15 protein-coding genes are annotated in these 15,212 nt (G+C 33.2%); 5 read left to right on the forward strand and 10 right to left on the reverse strand.

All coding sequences use genetic code 11. The features are described from left to right. The first annotated feature begins 21 nt into the window (after positions 1-21). Positions 22-876: a hypothetical protein gene (locus ASJ80_RS16315; protein ID WP_069582460.1), complete on the forward strand. Its 855-nt coding sequence runs from the start codon at positions 22-24 to the stop codon at positions 874-876. A 289-nt stretch (positions 877-1,165) separates the two neighbouring features. Here ASJ80_RS16315 and upp read toward each other — a convergent pair whose 3' ends face one another. The 4 genes from upp to ASJ80_RS16335 are packed head-to-tail and all read right to left on the reverse strand — an operon-like array spanning position 1,166 to position 4,257. Further along, positions 1,166-1,801 (reverse strand): uracil phosphoribosyltransferase, encoded by a 636-nt coding sequence (upp, locus tag ASJ80_RS16320; RefSeq protein WP_083240841.1) that lies wholly within the window; start codon positions 1,799-1,801, stop codon positions 1,166-1,168. A gap of 20 nt (positions 1,802-1,821) precedes the next feature. Continuing rightward, entirely contained in the window at positions 1,822-2,373 is a 552-nt protein-coding gene (locus tag ASJ80_RS16325; protein WP_069582456.1) for a tRNA (cytidine(56)-2'-O)-methyltransferase, read from the reverse strand. 11 nt (positions 2,374-2,384) lie between these two features. Further along, positions 2,385-3,191: an adenosylcobinamide-GDP ribazoletransferase gene (gene cobS / locus ASJ80_RS16330; protein WP_069582454.1), complete on the reverse strand. Its 807-nt coding sequence runs from the start codon at positions 3,189-3,191 to the stop codon at positions 2,385-2,387. Positions 3,192-3,204: 13 nt separating this feature from the next. Next, the gene (locus ASJ80_RS16335) at positions 3,205-4,257 is read right to left on the reverse strand and encodes a phosphatidylglycerophosphatase A (RefSeq protein ID WP_083240840.1); all 1,053 of its coding nucleotides are present in this window, start codon (positions 4,255-4,257) and stop codon (positions 3,205-3,207) included. A 158-nt stretch (positions 4,258-4,415) separates the two neighbouring features. On the opposite strand from ASJ80_RS16335, the gene ASJ80_RS16340 reads away from it, so the two are divergent. Together ASJ80_RS16340 and ASJ80_RS16345 are read left to right on the forward strand one after the other, a co-directional pair. Continuing rightward, the gene (locus tag ASJ80_RS16340; RefSeq protein WP_069582452.1) at positions 4,416-4,751 is read left to right on the forward strand and encodes an MJ1244 family protein; all 336 of its coding nucleotides are present in this window, start codon (positions 4,416-4,418) and stop codon (positions 4,749-4,751) included. Positions 4,752-5,314: 563 nt separating this feature from the next. Next, positions 5,315-5,923: a hypothetical protein gene (locus ASJ80_RS16345; protein WP_143747738.1), complete on the forward strand. Its 609-nt coding sequence runs from the start codon at positions 5,315-5,317 to the stop codon at positions 5,921-5,923. A gap of 104 nt (positions 5,924-6,027) precedes the next feature. Here the strand turns inward: ASJ80_RS16345 and ASJ80_RS16350 are convergent, their stop codons facing one another. The 6 genes from ASJ80_RS16350 to ASJ80_RS16375 all read right to left on the reverse strand — a co-directional run bounded on the left by ASJ80_RS16350 (position 6,028) and on the right by ASJ80_RS16375 (position 13,635). Then, positions 6,028-6,459 (reverse strand): response regulator, encoded by a 432-nt coding sequence (locus tag ASJ80_RS16350; RefSeq protein ID WP_083240839.1) that lies wholly within the window; start codon positions 6,457-6,459, stop codon positions 6,028-6,030. A gap of 796 nt (positions 6,460-7,255) precedes the next feature. Then, positions 7,256-7,921 carry a 7-cyano-7-deazaguanine synthase QueC gene (gene queC, locus ASJ80_RS16355; RefSeq protein ID WP_069582448.1) on the reverse strand — a complete coding sequence of 222 codons (666 nt, stop codon included), beginning with the start codon at positions 7,919-7,921 and terminating at the stop codon, positions 7,256-7,258. Between the two features lie 22 nt (positions 7,922-7,943). Further along, entirely contained in the window at positions 7,944-9,146 is a 1,203-nt protein-coding gene (gene larC, locus ASJ80_RS16360) for a nickel pincer cofactor biosynthesis protein LarC (protein ID WP_069582446.1), read from the reverse strand. Between the two features lie 129 nt (positions 9,147-9,275). Further along, on the reverse strand, positions 9,276-9,968 hold the full coding sequence (locus tag ASJ80_RS16365) for a class I SAM-dependent methyltransferase (protein WP_069582444.1): 693 nt from the start codon (positions 9,966-9,968) through the stop codon (positions 9,276-9,278). 130 nt (positions 9,969-10,098) lie between these two features. After that, on the reverse strand, positions 10,099-11,817 hold the full coding sequence (gene oadA / locus ASJ80_RS16370; protein ID WP_069582442.1) for a sodium-extruding oxaloacetate decarboxylase subunit alpha: 1,719 nt from the start codon (positions 11,815-11,817) through the stop codon (positions 10,099-10,101). A 243-nt stretch (positions 11,818-12,060) separates the two neighbouring features. Further along, complete coding sequence (locus ASJ80_RS16375; RefSeq protein WP_069582440.1) at positions 12,061-13,635, reverse strand: hypothetical protein; 1,575 nt, start codon at positions 13,633-13,635, stop codon at positions 12,061-12,063. Between the two features lie 406 nt (positions 13,636-14,041). On the opposite strand from ASJ80_RS16375, the gene nifH reads away from it, so the two are divergent. Then, the gene (gene nifH, locus ASJ80_RS16380) at positions 14,042-14,869 is read left to right on the forward strand and encodes a nitrogenase iron protein (protein ID WP_069582437.1); all 828 of its coding nucleotides are present in this window, start codon (positions 14,042-14,044) and stop codon (positions 14,867-14,869) included. Between the two features lie 23 nt (positions 14,870-14,892). Further along, positions 14,893-15,210, forward strand: a complete 318-nt coding sequence (locus tag ASJ80_RS16385; RefSeq protein WP_069582435.1) for a P-II family nitrogen regulator — start codon at positions 14,893-14,895, stop codon at positions 15,208-15,210. The last annotated feature ends 2 nt before the right edge of the window (positions 15,211-15,212 follow it).

Here is a 15,212-nt window from a genome sequence, read left to right on the forward strand (position 1 = left end):
TTATTTTATTGGAGAGATTAGATGGCAGTTAAAAATTATTTTTCGATATTTTTTACAAATGAACCTTGGAAGTTAGATGGGGAAGAAAGGAAAATTCATATTCTACTTAATGTGGTTTTAGGTATACCTATTTTATATTTACTTTCTTATATTTTCGCTAATCTTATGAAATTACATTATTTGCCCTTCTTTTTTGCCCTCTGTTTTTTTTTAATTGCATGGATTTTTTATGTATATTATTGGGATCAACTGGACAGTAAATATGGATTGAAACCTTTTCAATCACCATTTCCGTATTCTTATCAGGGTTATATAATTCTTTTTACTCTTTCGGCGCCTGCATTTTTCTTTTTAATGTTGGCATTAGGTTTAACATCGGGCAATATTTGGTTTGGGTTAGGTGGTGCTGTTGCACTGGTTTATCCTATTTTAGGAATGTTTTTTAGAATTAAAACGTTTAGTGACGATAGTATATTAATTCCTAAAGGTAAAGCAGTTTTACCTGATAAAGTGGTTTTACCTGATGGTAAGGAACTTTCTTCTGGAGAGGGAAGGGTAGTTACTGAGACTGTTAAGGGTTTTGGTTTTATGCCTATTTCTTACTGGATTCTTGCATCGGCTGTAGGTTTATATACTGTTGGCCGTGGGTTTTCAGGAATACAATTACACTTCACCAGTGGAACGCCACCTTTAGATGCTGCAGTTTTCATTATTGTTTTAGGTTTACTACTGCAGACACTGTATTTGTTCCCAGATAAGCTTAATAAGATTGTCCCTATTGAGTTGAGAACCAAGAAAGGGTTTTTGTTCATGTTTGCATTGGCTTTTGTGTTATTTGGTATTTCGCAGTTTTTGATTGGGATTGTGGTGCTTTAACTTCCTAAATCTAAACTTAAAGGTAGATGAATATGATTGCAAACTGCAGGTATTTCACCAACGCTTTAATAACTTCTATCGTTTATGGGTGTGCGGTTAAATTACATTTGAAGATCCAGATAGTAATGAGTTAATAGACCTTGACTTCCCGGGCAATCCTATTTCTAGAGTTAGTACTATGATTTATGCAAATGGCGGATACTTCCATGTAGATGATCCTGTCAATCCTACTTCTATTGTTTATATAAACTATGAGGGTTATGAAGTAGTGATTCCAAACTAAAATACATTATAAACACGGCTTCCCAAAACACAGATCTCCAACATCTCCAAGACCTGGAACAATATAGCCATCCTGGTTGAGCTTTTCATCAACTGAACAGGTGTATATTTCAATTTCAGGATGGTTTTTGAATATTTTTGCTATTCCCGGCTCTGCTGAGATAACACTGAAAATTACAATTTTTTTAGGCGTGCCCCTCTTTTTAATTTCATTTAAAATAGCATTCAATGTGTGGCCTGTTGCAAGCATGGGGTCTGCAACAATTACAATCTTATTTTCTAAATCCGGCAGCTTAATATATTCTATCTTTGCATTAAATGGAGGTTCTTCACTCCTCCAGGCGCCGATAACCCCATATTCTGCCTCTTTAAATACATGGGATATTCCTTCAACCAAGGGAATTGCAGCCCTTAAAACACTTACAACTACTATGTTGTCAATGTCCTTAATTTTGATTCCTTCTGCAACTCCAAGAGGGGTATTTACAGTTACAGGTTTTTTTTCTAAAGTATTTGCATACTCGTATCCCATTAACCTCCCAATTTCAATAATTCCATGCCTGAAATGGACGCGGTCTATATTTTTGTCCCTTATTCTCGTAAGACTTTTTTGTACAACAGCATGATCAACTATCTTTAACATGGGATACACCTGCACTGAAATCATTCTATTTTTTCTTCTTCATTATCACTTATTATAACCCTTTTACCCTCTGCAGTTGGTATAATTTTCATTTTACCACCTTCAAATTCTTTATCAAACTCTTTTCCTTCAAATAACATGTGTAAAAAGACTGCAAGGGATGATACTTCTGAATGAGGCTGTGAAGTTACAGAAACATTCCAATCAGCTTCTTTGTAAACTTTAGTGGGGACTCTTGAACCTCCAACCACTACAAGCTTGTCCTTTGGCGAATTTTGAATATCGTCTACAACTTCCTGAACTTGAGATCCGTACATTGTAAGGTGAACTACTTCTCCACCTTTATTTTTCCATTCATCTATGAGGTTTTCATAATTTTTTTTATAATCTACTTCGAATTGACCACCCCAACGTTTAGCAACATCTCTGACGTTTTCCATGAGCTTTGTATCTTCATCTCCATTTAAGATTACTCCATCTGCTCCAAAAGCTCTTGCTGTCAGGCAAACGTGGGTTGTTATTCTTGCGTCTCTTTTTTGTCTGTGGTCAAGTCTTAAAACATTGATTTTCACTCTATCAGCTCTTATATGTATATTAAAACAGTAGTCATTACTATAATGGATACTAAACGCCCTATTTCATTGGAAGCCCCTAAAATATCTCCTGTTGCATATTTAAACTGTTTTGAAGCCACAGCAGCAACTGCGGCGCCAGCAATTATCCCCCCAATTATTCCAAGGATTCCTGTGATATTTATGGCTAAAAATCCAATTATTGACGTTAAAATAAATGACAGTACTAATAATTTTATGTTCATTGATTCTATAAATAACCTTCCAGTTCCATCTGGAAACGGTTTTGAAAATGTTGCACATGTTATAAGGCTCGTTTTTGCAGCTATTTCCGAGATTAATAGTACCAGAAATATTAAACCTGCAGGAATAGCATTAATTGCTGAAAATGTAATTATGGCAACTATAAAAAATAGGGAGATACCTCCAGTCCCAACCATCATGTCCCTCATAACTTGAATCTTTTTTTGGTGGTCTCCGTGTACCATGAGCCCATCACCCATATCCATGAGCCCGTCCAGGTGGTGGAATCCAGTAAACCATATTGCAAAACTGTAAACTATGGCTGCTGTGATAAGTGGGGATAGGTGAAGCAGGTTCAAAGATATAAATCCAACTGCTCCTACAAATATTCCAATCAAGCCGCCAATTACAGGCCAGAACCATGTGAAAGCTGCCATTTCCTCAATGGTAGTATGAATATTTAGGGGGATAACTGTTGAAAATGAAATAAGTCCGGCTATCCCTCTAAGTTTAGATGAATTTGATGCATGGTGTGATCTTTCGTATTCTACATTCAGTACTCTTTTGTCGCTCATGATCATTCCCCGATCATTCTTCAAATATCTTGGACATGCACCCTGCAATAAGCCCTGCAAATATATCATCAAGTACTGGGCCAAGTTTGCCAATTATGCCTGGTTTTTCCTCATCATACCGTTTAAAATTAAATATTGCTTTGGTCCCAGCAATTTGATTTGCTACAGACATTCCAAAGACTTCATCGGAATATAGGTATGCTGGATCATCATCTACATTTATTCCTGTTACTCTGTGTTTTGCGTAATCTTCTTCAAGCCTTATTCCTGCAATTATGAACGATACAACATTCAAATCTTCTAGAGACTTTAATATCTGCTTGTGTAATTTTTCGTATAGCTCTTCGCTTTTTTCTACGCCTACACATAGTTCCATTCCAGCATCAACAAGGTCTTCTATTTTGATGCCTATTCCTTCTATATAATCTAAAACTTCTTTTTTATATCCTGAATTTAAAATGGCTCTTTTTGTGGCTTTTCTGACGCATTTCCTAACTAAAGTTTGAAGTTCTGCGTTGTCAATTTCTTTATCATTTTTTCCAGTACATGCTACAATTAGTGAATCATTAAGATTTCCTGTAGATATGTCTCCTGAAGAGCTTCGGACATCTAAGTCCCATAATGCTACTACTTTAGCCCTTTCTGCACATGAATATGCATTTAAAAGTGATTTATAACTTAGATCATTGTTTATAATTAATATCGTGCTTATGGATCTTTTATCATCATAATTAGTATTAACTACTTCTCCTGCTCCCAATATGTTAAATGCATGGACTGAAACTATGGCTGTTACATACTTGGATGTTTCAACGATTGACTCGCTAATGCTGGCACCTGTTAAGATTACTGACGCGGGATTCAGCACATTTTTATTTTCAAGGAATTTGTGGATATATCCTTCTTTATTTGGAATATCAGTATAAGGCGAATGGTTTATTATAGTTTTGATAGTTGAAAAATTATTGTTAACATTACTTAAAGATAAAAACCCCTTTTCTCTTTGGATTATAAGAGCGTCGCTTTCTATATTAATTTGGGCATCTTTGATACATATTTTATCCATTAAATCACCATAAGGTTATTGCTGAAGCTGGTCAATTTAAATTCTGATTTCTAAAATTTTGTGGTTTCCAGCTTGAATCTTGAAGTTGATATTATATTCACAGTCACCAATATTTAATAGGTGGGCAGAACATATGAATATATAGAGAAGGTGATGGCATGAAAGTTCATCTGAGGGTCTTTGTTGAGATAAAAAATTTGGGAAAAGCTATGAATGCTTTAACTGATGCTGGAATAACGGGATTTTATATTTTAGAATATAAAGGTATGTCCCCCCAGGATTGGAAGGGATTTTCTATAAAGGAGGATCCAGAGTCTGCAATAAAGATGATCAAAGATCATGCAAAGAATGCGCTGCTTATCTGCAGTGTTGTGGATGAAGAAAAAGTGGATGAAATAGTAAAAATGGTCCGCGATGCTCTTATGGGCGAAAAATACACTATTTTAGAAGTTCCAATACGCAGGATAATTATAAGCGACGGTAAAAATGAATAACTTGATGTAAATATCAGTTATTAATTTATTTTATGTTTTTCTCTTTTCTAAAATAAGTTTTAGTAATGTCCTCATACTTAATTTTACCTTATTTTTCTTAAAATAAATTTATAATAATGTATTATGTGTCTGATCTATTTATATGTTTAAATTGGCATTAATTGACTTTATTTTAAAATAGCCGCCTTTTAGAGCATTTTAAATCAGTAATTAATGTTAAAATATATTAATTTTAAAATTTTGAACAATACAACACTTTTTTAATTTTTAGTTAAAATATTAGATATTTTATTCCATTAAAAACTATTTTTATTTTATAAATTTCAAAAAAAGGGTAAAATTTATATATTAAAACGTATTAAAAATTCAATTCCCCTATTTCTATTTCAAAAAATCATATTAAGTAAATAATCACATCTATTTTGGGATGAATTTCATAAAATACTTATATGCAGTAATACAAATTATTACTAAGTTTATACGGAGGTGTTAATTATGCTCCAACTGGTTCAGGGGTACCTAACCCTAGTGGCACCAACCAATTAACTGAACCAAAAAAACATATGGAGTGTGATTATATTAAGCGACAAATTAAAGCGCGTACGCTATTGGCGCTGTTTTCGATTGCAGCGCTTCTTATTATGAGTCCTGCAGCTGTTTCAGCTCATGGAATTGGTGCTTATAATGTTAAAATAACATCGAAGTATGTTATGGCAACAGGTAAATGTAGTTGTAGTTTGGGAGCAAATTACAATTACCATACTAGGGTTTTCTACAATTATGACCCATCATCACGTACCTATGGGACTCTTGCATTTGAAGAAGGCCCCTCTTCATGGACTTCACCTGAGGGTATGTGGTACAGCACAGTAACAGACATGGATTTCTGTTTAGTTCATGGAAAATCCCATGACTATCGTGGATTTTATTTAATCCCATATAATGGGGTAATCAACGGAAAAGAAGTTAAAAATGGATATTTCACTGGAAAAACTATTGTTCCCAAAAATACAACAAAAAAAGTAAATAATGATTCAAATATTCCTAAAGTAAAAGCGCAGGATTATGAAGATGAGACTATTGAACTGCTCATTGGAAATAAGTTATATATAATCGATAAAGATAAATTTGATTCATTTAAAATTGAGGGCCTATGGATAGCTGGGATATAAATCTAATTCCAGCTCCAATTTTCTATTTTTCTGTACAAAACCAACGGTTTTGTGAACATGCAAACCTGAGTGTTTTTAAAATCAGCTAATTTATAAGTTGGGGCTTAGCTTGGTAACTTTACCATTGTAAGCCAGAAACTTTCTATTGATTGTATAACTTTTATAAACTGGTCAAAATCCACTGGTTTTATGATGTAACAGTTGGCATGGTTGCAATAAGTTTTTAAAACATCGTCTTCAGCACTTGAAGTGGTTAAAATGACTACTGGGATACATTTGAGTTCTTCATCTTCTTTTATTTCTTTTAAAACTTCACGCCCATCTTTTCGAGGTAAATTCAAATCAAGCAATATTAAGTCTGGTTTTGAAGTATCTGCATATTCACCACTATGCTGCAGATATTCCATAGCTTCTACACCGTCTTTTACATGATATAATTTGTTATTTATTTTAAAATCCTTAAAAACCTCCATTACAAGACGGGCATCTGCAGGATTATCTTCTACAAGTAAAATTTCAACTGTTTTACCTATCAATTTACCACCATAAATTAAATTCACGTGTTAAATATGTACTATTCTAGATGTTAGCTGCTGGTTTTTCAGATATCAGCTTTATACTCTGTTTAAATAGGATGAAAAGCATTTATTTATTTTTTTAATTAAACTCCATGTAGTTTGCAATTCTTTAATTAATGATTTATTAACATTTTTATGTTTATATCTGTCTATTAGAACGAATACTTTTCTTTAATGAATGTTTAACAGGTATGTTTGAATGAGGAATTATAATTATTTTTTTAAGATTTAATGCATCTTTTTTAAACATTTTATTTAGTTTCTCTTTATAATGGGATGTATTAATAATGTACCAATATAGATTAATATGTATGATTGAAATATTAATACTTTTCTAAAACTTTCATAATTGGGGGGATAAAAAAGGTTTAATGGAATATAAAATGCATATGGTGGAAATGGAAAATAAATGGGGATATAATAAATATGAAACTTGATTTAAAAATTAAAATTAAATATATATACTATCTAAAAAGGGAGAATATATTAAAATTTAGATGTATTCCATTTATTGAAAATTATGGTTAAAATGGGGATAATTTAACAATTTTAATCCAGAAAATCTTTGATTATTTTGACTATATTTAAAAACCTGTTAAAATTCACAGTTTTTGTAACATAATAGCAGGCATGATTGTAATATGTTCAGTAATTTATATGTAGAATGGAATTGTAATAGACGTCCTTTTTAGTAATGGGTGGTCATGATTCTTAATTGGATAGTTTAAACATAACTTCATAGATGTATATGAGTTTAAATCATTTTTACATCTTTAAAAGCTCTTATGCGCCTCATACATGATTCACAAGTACCACAGGGTTTCTCTTCACCCATATAACATGAATAACTTAAATCCATAGGTGCATCTATTTCCATACCCAGCTTAACTATTTCAGTTTTACTCATGTTTATAACTGGAGCTTCAATTTTTACACCTTCAAGTGTGCCGATTTCCAGGACATTATTAAATGCATCTAAGAACTCTTTTGAGTTATCTGGAAATGTAACCGCTTCTTCTAAGTCCCATCCTACAATGATCTTTTCTGCATTTAGAGCTTCTGCAAAAGATGTGGCTATGGCTGTAAAAACTACATTTCGCCCAGGAACCCATACTTTTCGAGCTGTTTCATCGCAAATTTCCTTGCTGTCGAGTTCATCCATTTTAAGTTCGGGGACCTCCGTGTCAGAAGTTAAAGCTGACTTTCCAAGCTTTTTAAGCCATGGAAGATCCAGAACGTTGTGTTCAATTCCCAATTTTTCACATACGGCTCCTGCAGATTTAATTTCCATTTCTGCACTTCTCTGGCCGTAATTGAATGTTATGGCATGGATTTCATATTTATCACTGTAATATGCTGTTGCAACAGTTGAATCAAGCCCTCCTGAAAGGACAGATATTGCTTTTGGTTTGTTTTTCATTATATCACACCGAATTTTATAATTAATACTTATCCAACAATTCCTTAAATGCATTGTTAGCTCTTTTCATAACATCTTTTAGAGGTACGTCTGTTTTATATGCTATTTTTTTAGCATCCTCATATTCCGGGCTGTAATTTATTACCTCTTCCCCAATCATTCCAATCTTGATCTGTATATCGTGTTCTAGCCCACCAATATCTAATTTTAGGGGTACAATTTCTCTTTTCACAATATTTCTATGGACATAGGGTAGTACTCTAACTCCAAGTGTCCCTGTTTCTCTTATAATAGCTTCAGATACTGCACCGCTATCTTTTGGCTTTGTTATTACTCTTAAAAGGTTCCCCGGTCTATTTTTCTTCATTAATACTGGAATAACACTGATATCTAAAGCTCCAGCATCCATAAGTTTATCGAAGGTATGGCCAAGAACTTCTCCCGTTACAGTATCAAGGTTAGTCTCAAGAATGGACACCTTATCAGTTGGAACAATAGATTCTCCTTTTACAACCCTTAAAACATTTGGTATTTCAAGGTCTCTTTTTCCTGCCCCGTACCCGATCCTGCTGTTTGTAACCAGAGGGTAAAAATCACAGATCTCATCCACCATGTTTACATAAAGAGCTGCTCCTGTGGGAGTTGTAAGCTCATAATTAACAGGCCCTCCAAATGATGGAACATTTTTGAGTATTTCAAGAGTTGCAGGTGCAGGAACGCTTAATTTTCCGTGCATGCTGTTAATTCTCCCCCCACCAAGTGCAACAGGCATTCCATAAATTTTTTTTGAATCAAGCCCTAGTTTATAGAAACAATAAGCAGAACCGATGATGTCAGCTACAGCGTCTGCAGCTCCAACTTCATGGAAGTGTATTTTATCTAAACTTGTACCATGAACTGTAGATTCCGCTTCTGCAACTGTTTTGAATACTTTTTTTGCAAATTTCAAAACTTCAGGGCTAATTTTGTATTTCACTTTATCTAGAATCTCAATGAGCTCTGCATAACCAATTGAATTTTTATCTTCACATTTAATATCTGCATATGTTGCAGAAATGCCTGATTTTTTGGTCTTATCTATTTTGATTTTGATATCCCCAAAATGAGACGCATAGTTTTCCATAACTTCTGCTACTTCTTCTGCATCCACCCCTAGATCTATAAGTGCGCCTAGCACCATGTTTCCAGATATTCCTGAATTTTGAGGATCTAAAATAACTACCATTATACCAATTTCCTTTGAAGCTGCTATTTTTTAAGACTGTAATTTGTATCTTAATTATATTCAATAATTTTAATAGATTAATTGATGTTTTCGTTTAAACTCAAACATGATATTTGATGAATTTAATAATTACTGTTTGAATCCGCAATAAACTGCAAGATGGTAATATTTCCAGATTATATCTACATCTTTAAAACCAATCTTACGAAGCCAGTCAAGATGATCAGTTATTTTTACAGGATGATCTTCTGTTTCGGCAGCAGGTACCCATTTTTCTTCTATTTCTTTCATGCTGATGCTTAAGTTCATGAATTCTTTCCATTTAGCAGTATATACTTCCTGTAACTGTTTATTTGATGCTAAAACGGCATCCGCATTTAAAAATACTCCTCCATGGGTCAGAGCTTCGTATATTTTTTTGTAAAATCTTTTCTTATCTTCATCTGTTGCAAGGTGATGCAGTGCCAGTGAAGAAACAATTACATCATATTTTTCAGTGAAATTATATTCATAAAAATCACCTACAGTATATTCTATGCCATTGTAATCCTGTAATTTTAATTTAGCCATTTCTATCATATTTGCAGCTAAATCGAGACAGGTTACTTTGGCATTTTTAAATTGTTCCTTCAATGTTTGGGTTACAGTCCCAGTACCACAGCCGAGGTCAAGAACTTTTACAGAAGCATCCTGTTCAAAGGGAATGGAACTGATTAATGCATTTATCATGTCTTTATAATGTGGAATTAATTTAAGGATAACTTCATCAAATTCGGAGGATTCTTCTTCAAAATGAGCCTTTACTTTATCGCTTTTTTTCAAAATAATTCACCTTTAAAAATTAAATGATACAGTTAAATATTATACTTTTTTAGTATAATATTAGAATTTTAGTGGATTTAAAATGAGCTATTGAATTACAAAAAAAGAATTATAAAAAAAGAATAGGGATTTACTTTATTACCATTAAGGTATCTCCTGCGTTTACAGTGTCCCCTTCTTTAATGAAGATTTCTTTTACAGTTCCGGAGCTTGTGGCATGGATATCATTTTCCATTTTCATAGCTTCTAAGACAGCGACCACATCTCCTTCATTCACATTATCTCCTTTATCAACTTTGAGTTTAAGTATCATTCCCTGCATTGTAGAAGTTATTCCTCCTTCAACAGGGCCTGTAGGTCCTTGGGAGCCTTCTGATTCTATTTCCATGTAACCTACTGGTTTCACTTTAACATTAAAGATTTCACCATCTACATCTACAGCATATTCTGTAGGGATTCCAGTTGGTGCTTCGCAGGAATCAGCTTCTACAGGTGGTGCAAGTGGTTCTTCTTCACAATCACCACGTAAGAATTTTGGAGCAACAGCAGGATAAAGAGCATATGTTAAAATATCCTCTTCTTTTTTAATAATTCCTAATTCTTCTCCTTTTTCTTTGCATTTTTCAAGCTGAGGTTTAAGTAAGTCCGCAGGTCTTACGGTTATTGGTTTTTCATCACCAATGATTTTTTTCATGATATTTTCATCAACAGGTGCCGGAGGTTTTCCATATAATCCTTTCAGATAATCTTTAACCTCTTTAGTGACAGATTTATACCTTTCTCCACCTAATACATTCATAACTGCTTGAATTCCAACTATCTGACTTGTTGGGGTTACAAGAGGAGGATATCCAAGGTCTTTTCTAACTCGAGGTACCTCTTCAAGCACATCCTCGTATCTATCAAGTGCATTTTGGACCTTAAGCTGTGATACAAAATTTGACAGCATTCCACCAGGTATCTGATAAATTAAAACTTCGGTATCTACTTTTTCAGCAATAGGGTCTAAAATACTGCTGTACTTTTTACGTATTTCTTCAAAATACTTTTTGATATTTGTAAGAAGTTTTAGGTCAAGTCCTGTATCATAAGGAGTACCTTGAAGGGCTGCTACCATACTTTCAGTTGGCGGCTGGGATGTACCCCATGAAAGAGGTGAAATAGCAGTATCTAAAATATCTACCCCTGCTTGACAGGCAGCATAGTAACTCATAGGTGTCATACCGCTTGTGCAGTGACAGTGCAAGTTTATTTTTAGATTTGTTTCTTCTTTAAGGGCAGTTATTAATTCATAAGTATCATGTGGTGTTATTAAACCAGCCATATCTTTTATGGCTACTGAATCACATTCTAATGCTTCTAATTCTTTTGCAAATTCTACATATTTTTCCACAGTATGAAAAGGACTTACTGTATATGAGATTACTCCCTGTACGTGTGCATTCTGTTCTTTTGCAACTTTAATGGAGTATTCCATGTTTCTTATATCATTTAATGCATCGAATATTCTGAAAACATCTACTCCATTTTCATAGGATTTCTCAACAAATTTTCGTACTACATCGTCAGGGTAATGTTTGTACCCTACCAAATTTTGACCACGAAGTAACATTTGAATAGGAGTTTTTTTAAGGTGTTCTTTAAGCTCTATAAGCCTTTCCCATGGGTCTTCATTTAAATAGCGTATGCATGTATCAAATGTTGCTCCACCCCATGCTTCCATTGAAAAAAATCCTACTTTGTCCATTTCTTCAGCAATTGGCAACATATCTCTAGTTCTCATTCTTGTCGCCAAGAGAGATTGATGTGCATCTCTGAATGCTGTTTCTATGATTTCTATCTTTTTCATAGTGACCCTCACGGTAAGTTTGAATATATCATTATAATCAGTCTTTATATAGTTAGTCTAAACTGTCATATATACCCTATTTCTTTAAGTTATGATGGGTATGTAAAATTTTTTAAAAAGTAGATCATTAATTAAGCTAATTTATGGTAGTAAATAATATTTAAAATGATTTGGTTATCTAATATTTAAACATATTTAAACTTATTCAATTTTACTACTTTACCTAATCTAAAATTTTATATGTCAATATTCAACTTTACAAATTATGAAATCATTGTTTTCGTATACCACTTTGGCATAATTTGGAATTATTTCGTTAATATGTGCAGATATGTTCCCGCTGTAATAATAAAGATAACCAAATTGAGAATTAACTGGTTTTGCATATATAGTTTTATTTTTGGATGTGAAAGTCAATCTTTTGTCGTATACAATGTAACCTATATTTTCTTTTTCAAAAACAGATTTAGAAGTGCTTTTATTGAATTTTCCAAACCCATAATGAATGGGCATCGATGATTCGGTAGCTATGAAATATCCGGAATAGATATTGGATATAAGAATAGATCTACTTTTATTTCCGTTCTCATTGAACCATTTTGCTATATCTACTTCTGAATCAGTTGGAGGGGCAATTTGGAGATATCCAAATTCATTTGTAGTTCCAAATTTTGCTATTTTTGGATTATCTACAGTTAGAATCCCTAAAAAAGTAGATAATGCGAAAATACTTATTAAAAATACTGATCTAAATGATCTGGATGAAAATAATTTATACTCCTTAAATTTATAATAAACCTGACTTAATCCGAATCCGCCCAGTATTGAGAGAGGTATGAGTAAATAGATTAAAACTCTGTATGATATAACATTTATACCAAACCAATAAGCGTTACTTAATAAAAACATAGTTAAAATCCATATAAAAATAAATAAATGTTTCTTTTCCATTTGTTTCAGCGCGAAAAGTGTTCCTATGGCTGCAAATATTAAAATTAATGAACCAATATTTCCAAGGTAAGATATTACGCTCATAGGTTGATTATAACTCAATGTAGCTGTATATCCAATTATGGAAAGCCCGTGGTGTATGATGTTGTAAAAGATGTCTGGTTTAAATAAAAAGAGAATAATTATACTGCAAATTATTAATGCAACTAAAAATACGAGAAAAGCTCCATAATTTTTTAAAGTAGTTATATCCTTCTTTAAAAGCAAATCTAATATTGTAAAGGAAGTAATAACTAAAAACAAGCATAATGATGCAGCAGAATGTGTTGATATAACTAAAAGAAATAAGAATCCGGATATTAGGCTGTATTTTATTATCCTTTTGTCAATTGATTTATAGTATAAATAGACCGCAAGTGGTATAAATATTAATGCAAGATTTTCTGGAAGGGGCAGGATAATTCTAGTAATTAGATAGCTGGATAATATCAAAAAACCTGTTGCGATACCTGCAATTTTACCGTAAAACTTTGTTGCAACATATGACACTGATAAAACAATGAACATAGCTAAGATAGGCTGCATGAATTTTGCAATCTGAAAGTAATCTAATTTTAAAAGTGTTCCTAAACCTGCAATTAAAAAGTGAAATAATGGGGGATAACCTATATTTAGCCCTGAAGGTGCATTTAAAAGAGGATCTTTCAATACAAAACCGTACTGGATGTAAATTTGTGCATATTGTACATGATATATTATATCAAAGCTTAAAGGCCACCCGTATTTCAACGTTGGAATTAAAGCTATAAAAAATACTGCTATTGCTGGAATAATAAATGATATATTGTATATTCTCTTTAAATTCATTGTACCACGTTGAATAAATAACTTAATAACGGAACTATAGGTCTGAAGCAAAAGCGCTTGCACTATGATAGTGTTAATTAACTAATGTATGTTTTGCAAAAACTGTATATTATATCTATAGTAAATGTGCTAAATAGTCAAGGTTTTAAAAATTACTCAATTGCAGATAATTTCAGGACATAAAAATAACATGAATTTGATGAATTTTATTTTTTAAGATTTTAATTGAATCGCAATAAAATACGTTTCGATAGGCCTCTAATTGGTACAAAAACGGATCCTTCGAAACATTTATATGGGATAAAAACATAAGTGTTGTTGTCGGAAGTATGTTTCCTTATTCCGGCATGAGGAAAAAAATCAAAAAAATTCAAATTCATTTAAAAACAAAAGAATGAGGTCTATTATGGTAAGAAAAATCGCAATTTATGGAAAAGGTGGAATTGGAAAATCCACAACTACTCAAAATACAGCATCAGCTATGGCTCATTTCCACAACCAGAGGGTTATGATTCATGGTTGCGACCCTAAAGCAGATAGTACAAGAATGATTCTTAGGGGAAAAATGCAGACCACCATGATGGACACCCTTAGGGAAGAAGGAGAAGAAGCGTGTATGGATCTCGACAATGTTATGTCAACAGGTTTTAAAGACATAAAATGTGTCGAATCTGGAGGTCCTGAACCTGGTGTTGGTTGTGCTGGTCGTGGTGTAATCACTGCAATTACAATCATGGAACATTTGAAAGTCTACGATGACAATGACTTCGTTTTCTTTGATGTTCTTGGTGATGTTGTTTGTGGTGGATTTGCAATGCCTATACGAGACGGTAAAGCTGAAGAAATTTATGTTGTAGCATCTGGAGAGATGATGGCGCTTTACGCAGCAAACAACCTGTGTAAAGGTATGGTAAAATACGCTGAACAGAGCGGTGTAAGACTTGGAGGAATAATCTGTAACAGTAGGAACGTGGATGGAGAAAAAGAACTTCTGGAAGAGTTTTGTAAACGTATAGGAACTCAGATGATCCATTTTGTTCCAAGGGACAACATCGTGCAAAAAGCAGAATTTAACAAAAAAACAGTAGTGGACTTTAATGCAGAATGTAATCAAGCTCATGAATACTCGGAATTAGCCCGTAAAATTATAGAAAACGATAATTTCGTAATTCCAGATCCAATGACCATGGATGAACTGGAAGAAATGGTTGTAAGCTATGGTTTAATGGATTAAGCAGTGCAATGGAGAGAATAAAAATGAAAATGATAAGGGCTATACTGAGGCCAGATAAGGTTGAAGAAGTCGTAGATGCATTATCTGATGCAGGACATGTTGCTTTAACTAAAATGGATGTTATTGGGAGAGGTAAACAGAAGGGAATTCGCCTGGATAATATTTACTATGACGAACTTCCAAAGGTAATGCTTCTGCTGGTAACTCCAACTGAAAAAATTGATGATGTAGTTGAGATCATCAATGAAACTGCATTTACTGGAAACTTTGGGGATGGAAAAATATTCATAAGCCCTGTAGAAGAAGCTTATACTGTAAGAACTCGAAGTAAAGGATTATGAGG

The organism is Methanobacterium bryantii, assembly GCF_002287175.1.
Lineage (GTDB): Archaea > Methanobacteriota > Methanobacteria > Methanobacteriales > Methanobacteriaceae > Methanobacterium_D > Methanobacterium_D bryantii.

Bases quoted from the DNA above. Each gene is read 5' to 3' on its own strand.
- ASJ80_RS16315 (WP_069582460.1), top strand. From the start codon at position 22: ATGGCAGTTAAAAATTATTTTTCGATATTTTTTACAAATGAACCTTGG.
- upp (WP_083240841.1), bottom strand. From the start codon at position 1,801: ATGTTAAAGATAGTTGATCATGCTGTTGTACAAAAAAGTCTTACGAGA.
- cobS (WP_069582454.1), bottom strand. From the start codon at position 3,191: ATGAGCGACAAAAGAGTACTGAATGTAGAATACGAAAGATCACACCAT.
- ASJ80_RS16335 (WP_083240840.1), bottom strand. From the start codon at position 4,257: ATGGATAAAATATGTATCAAAGATGCCCAAATTAATATAGAAAGCGAC.
- ASJ80_RS16340 (WP_069582452.1), top strand. From the start codon at position 4,416: ATGAAAGTTCATCTGAGGGTCTTTGTTGAGATAAAAAATTTGGGAAAA.
- ASJ80_RS16345 (WP_143747738.1), top strand. From the start codon at position 5,315: ATGGAGTGTGATTATATTAAGCGACAAATTAAAGCGCGTACGCTATTG.
- queC (WP_069582448.1), bottom strand. From the start codon at position 7,921: ATGAAAAACAAACCAAAAGCAATATCTGTCCTTTCAGGAGGGCTTGAT.
- larC (WP_069582446.1), bottom strand. From the start codon at position 9,146: ATGGTAGTTATTTTAGATCCTCAAAATTCAGGAATATCTGGAAACATG.
- oadA (WP_069582442.1), bottom strand. From the start codon at position 11,817: ATGAAAAAGATAGAAATCATAGAAACAGCATTCAGAGATGCACATCAA.
- ASJ80_RS16375 (WP_069582440.1), bottom strand. From the start codon at position 13,635: ATGAATTTAAAGAGAATATACAATATATCATTTATTATTCCAGCAATA.
- nifH (WP_069582437.1), top strand. From the start codon at position 14,042: ATGGTAAGAAAAATCGCAATTTATGGAAAAGGTGGAATTGGAAAATCC.
- ASJ80_RS16385 (WP_069582435.1), top strand. From the start codon at position 14,893: ATGAAAATGATAAGGGCTATACTGAGGCCAGATAAGGTTGAAGAAGTC.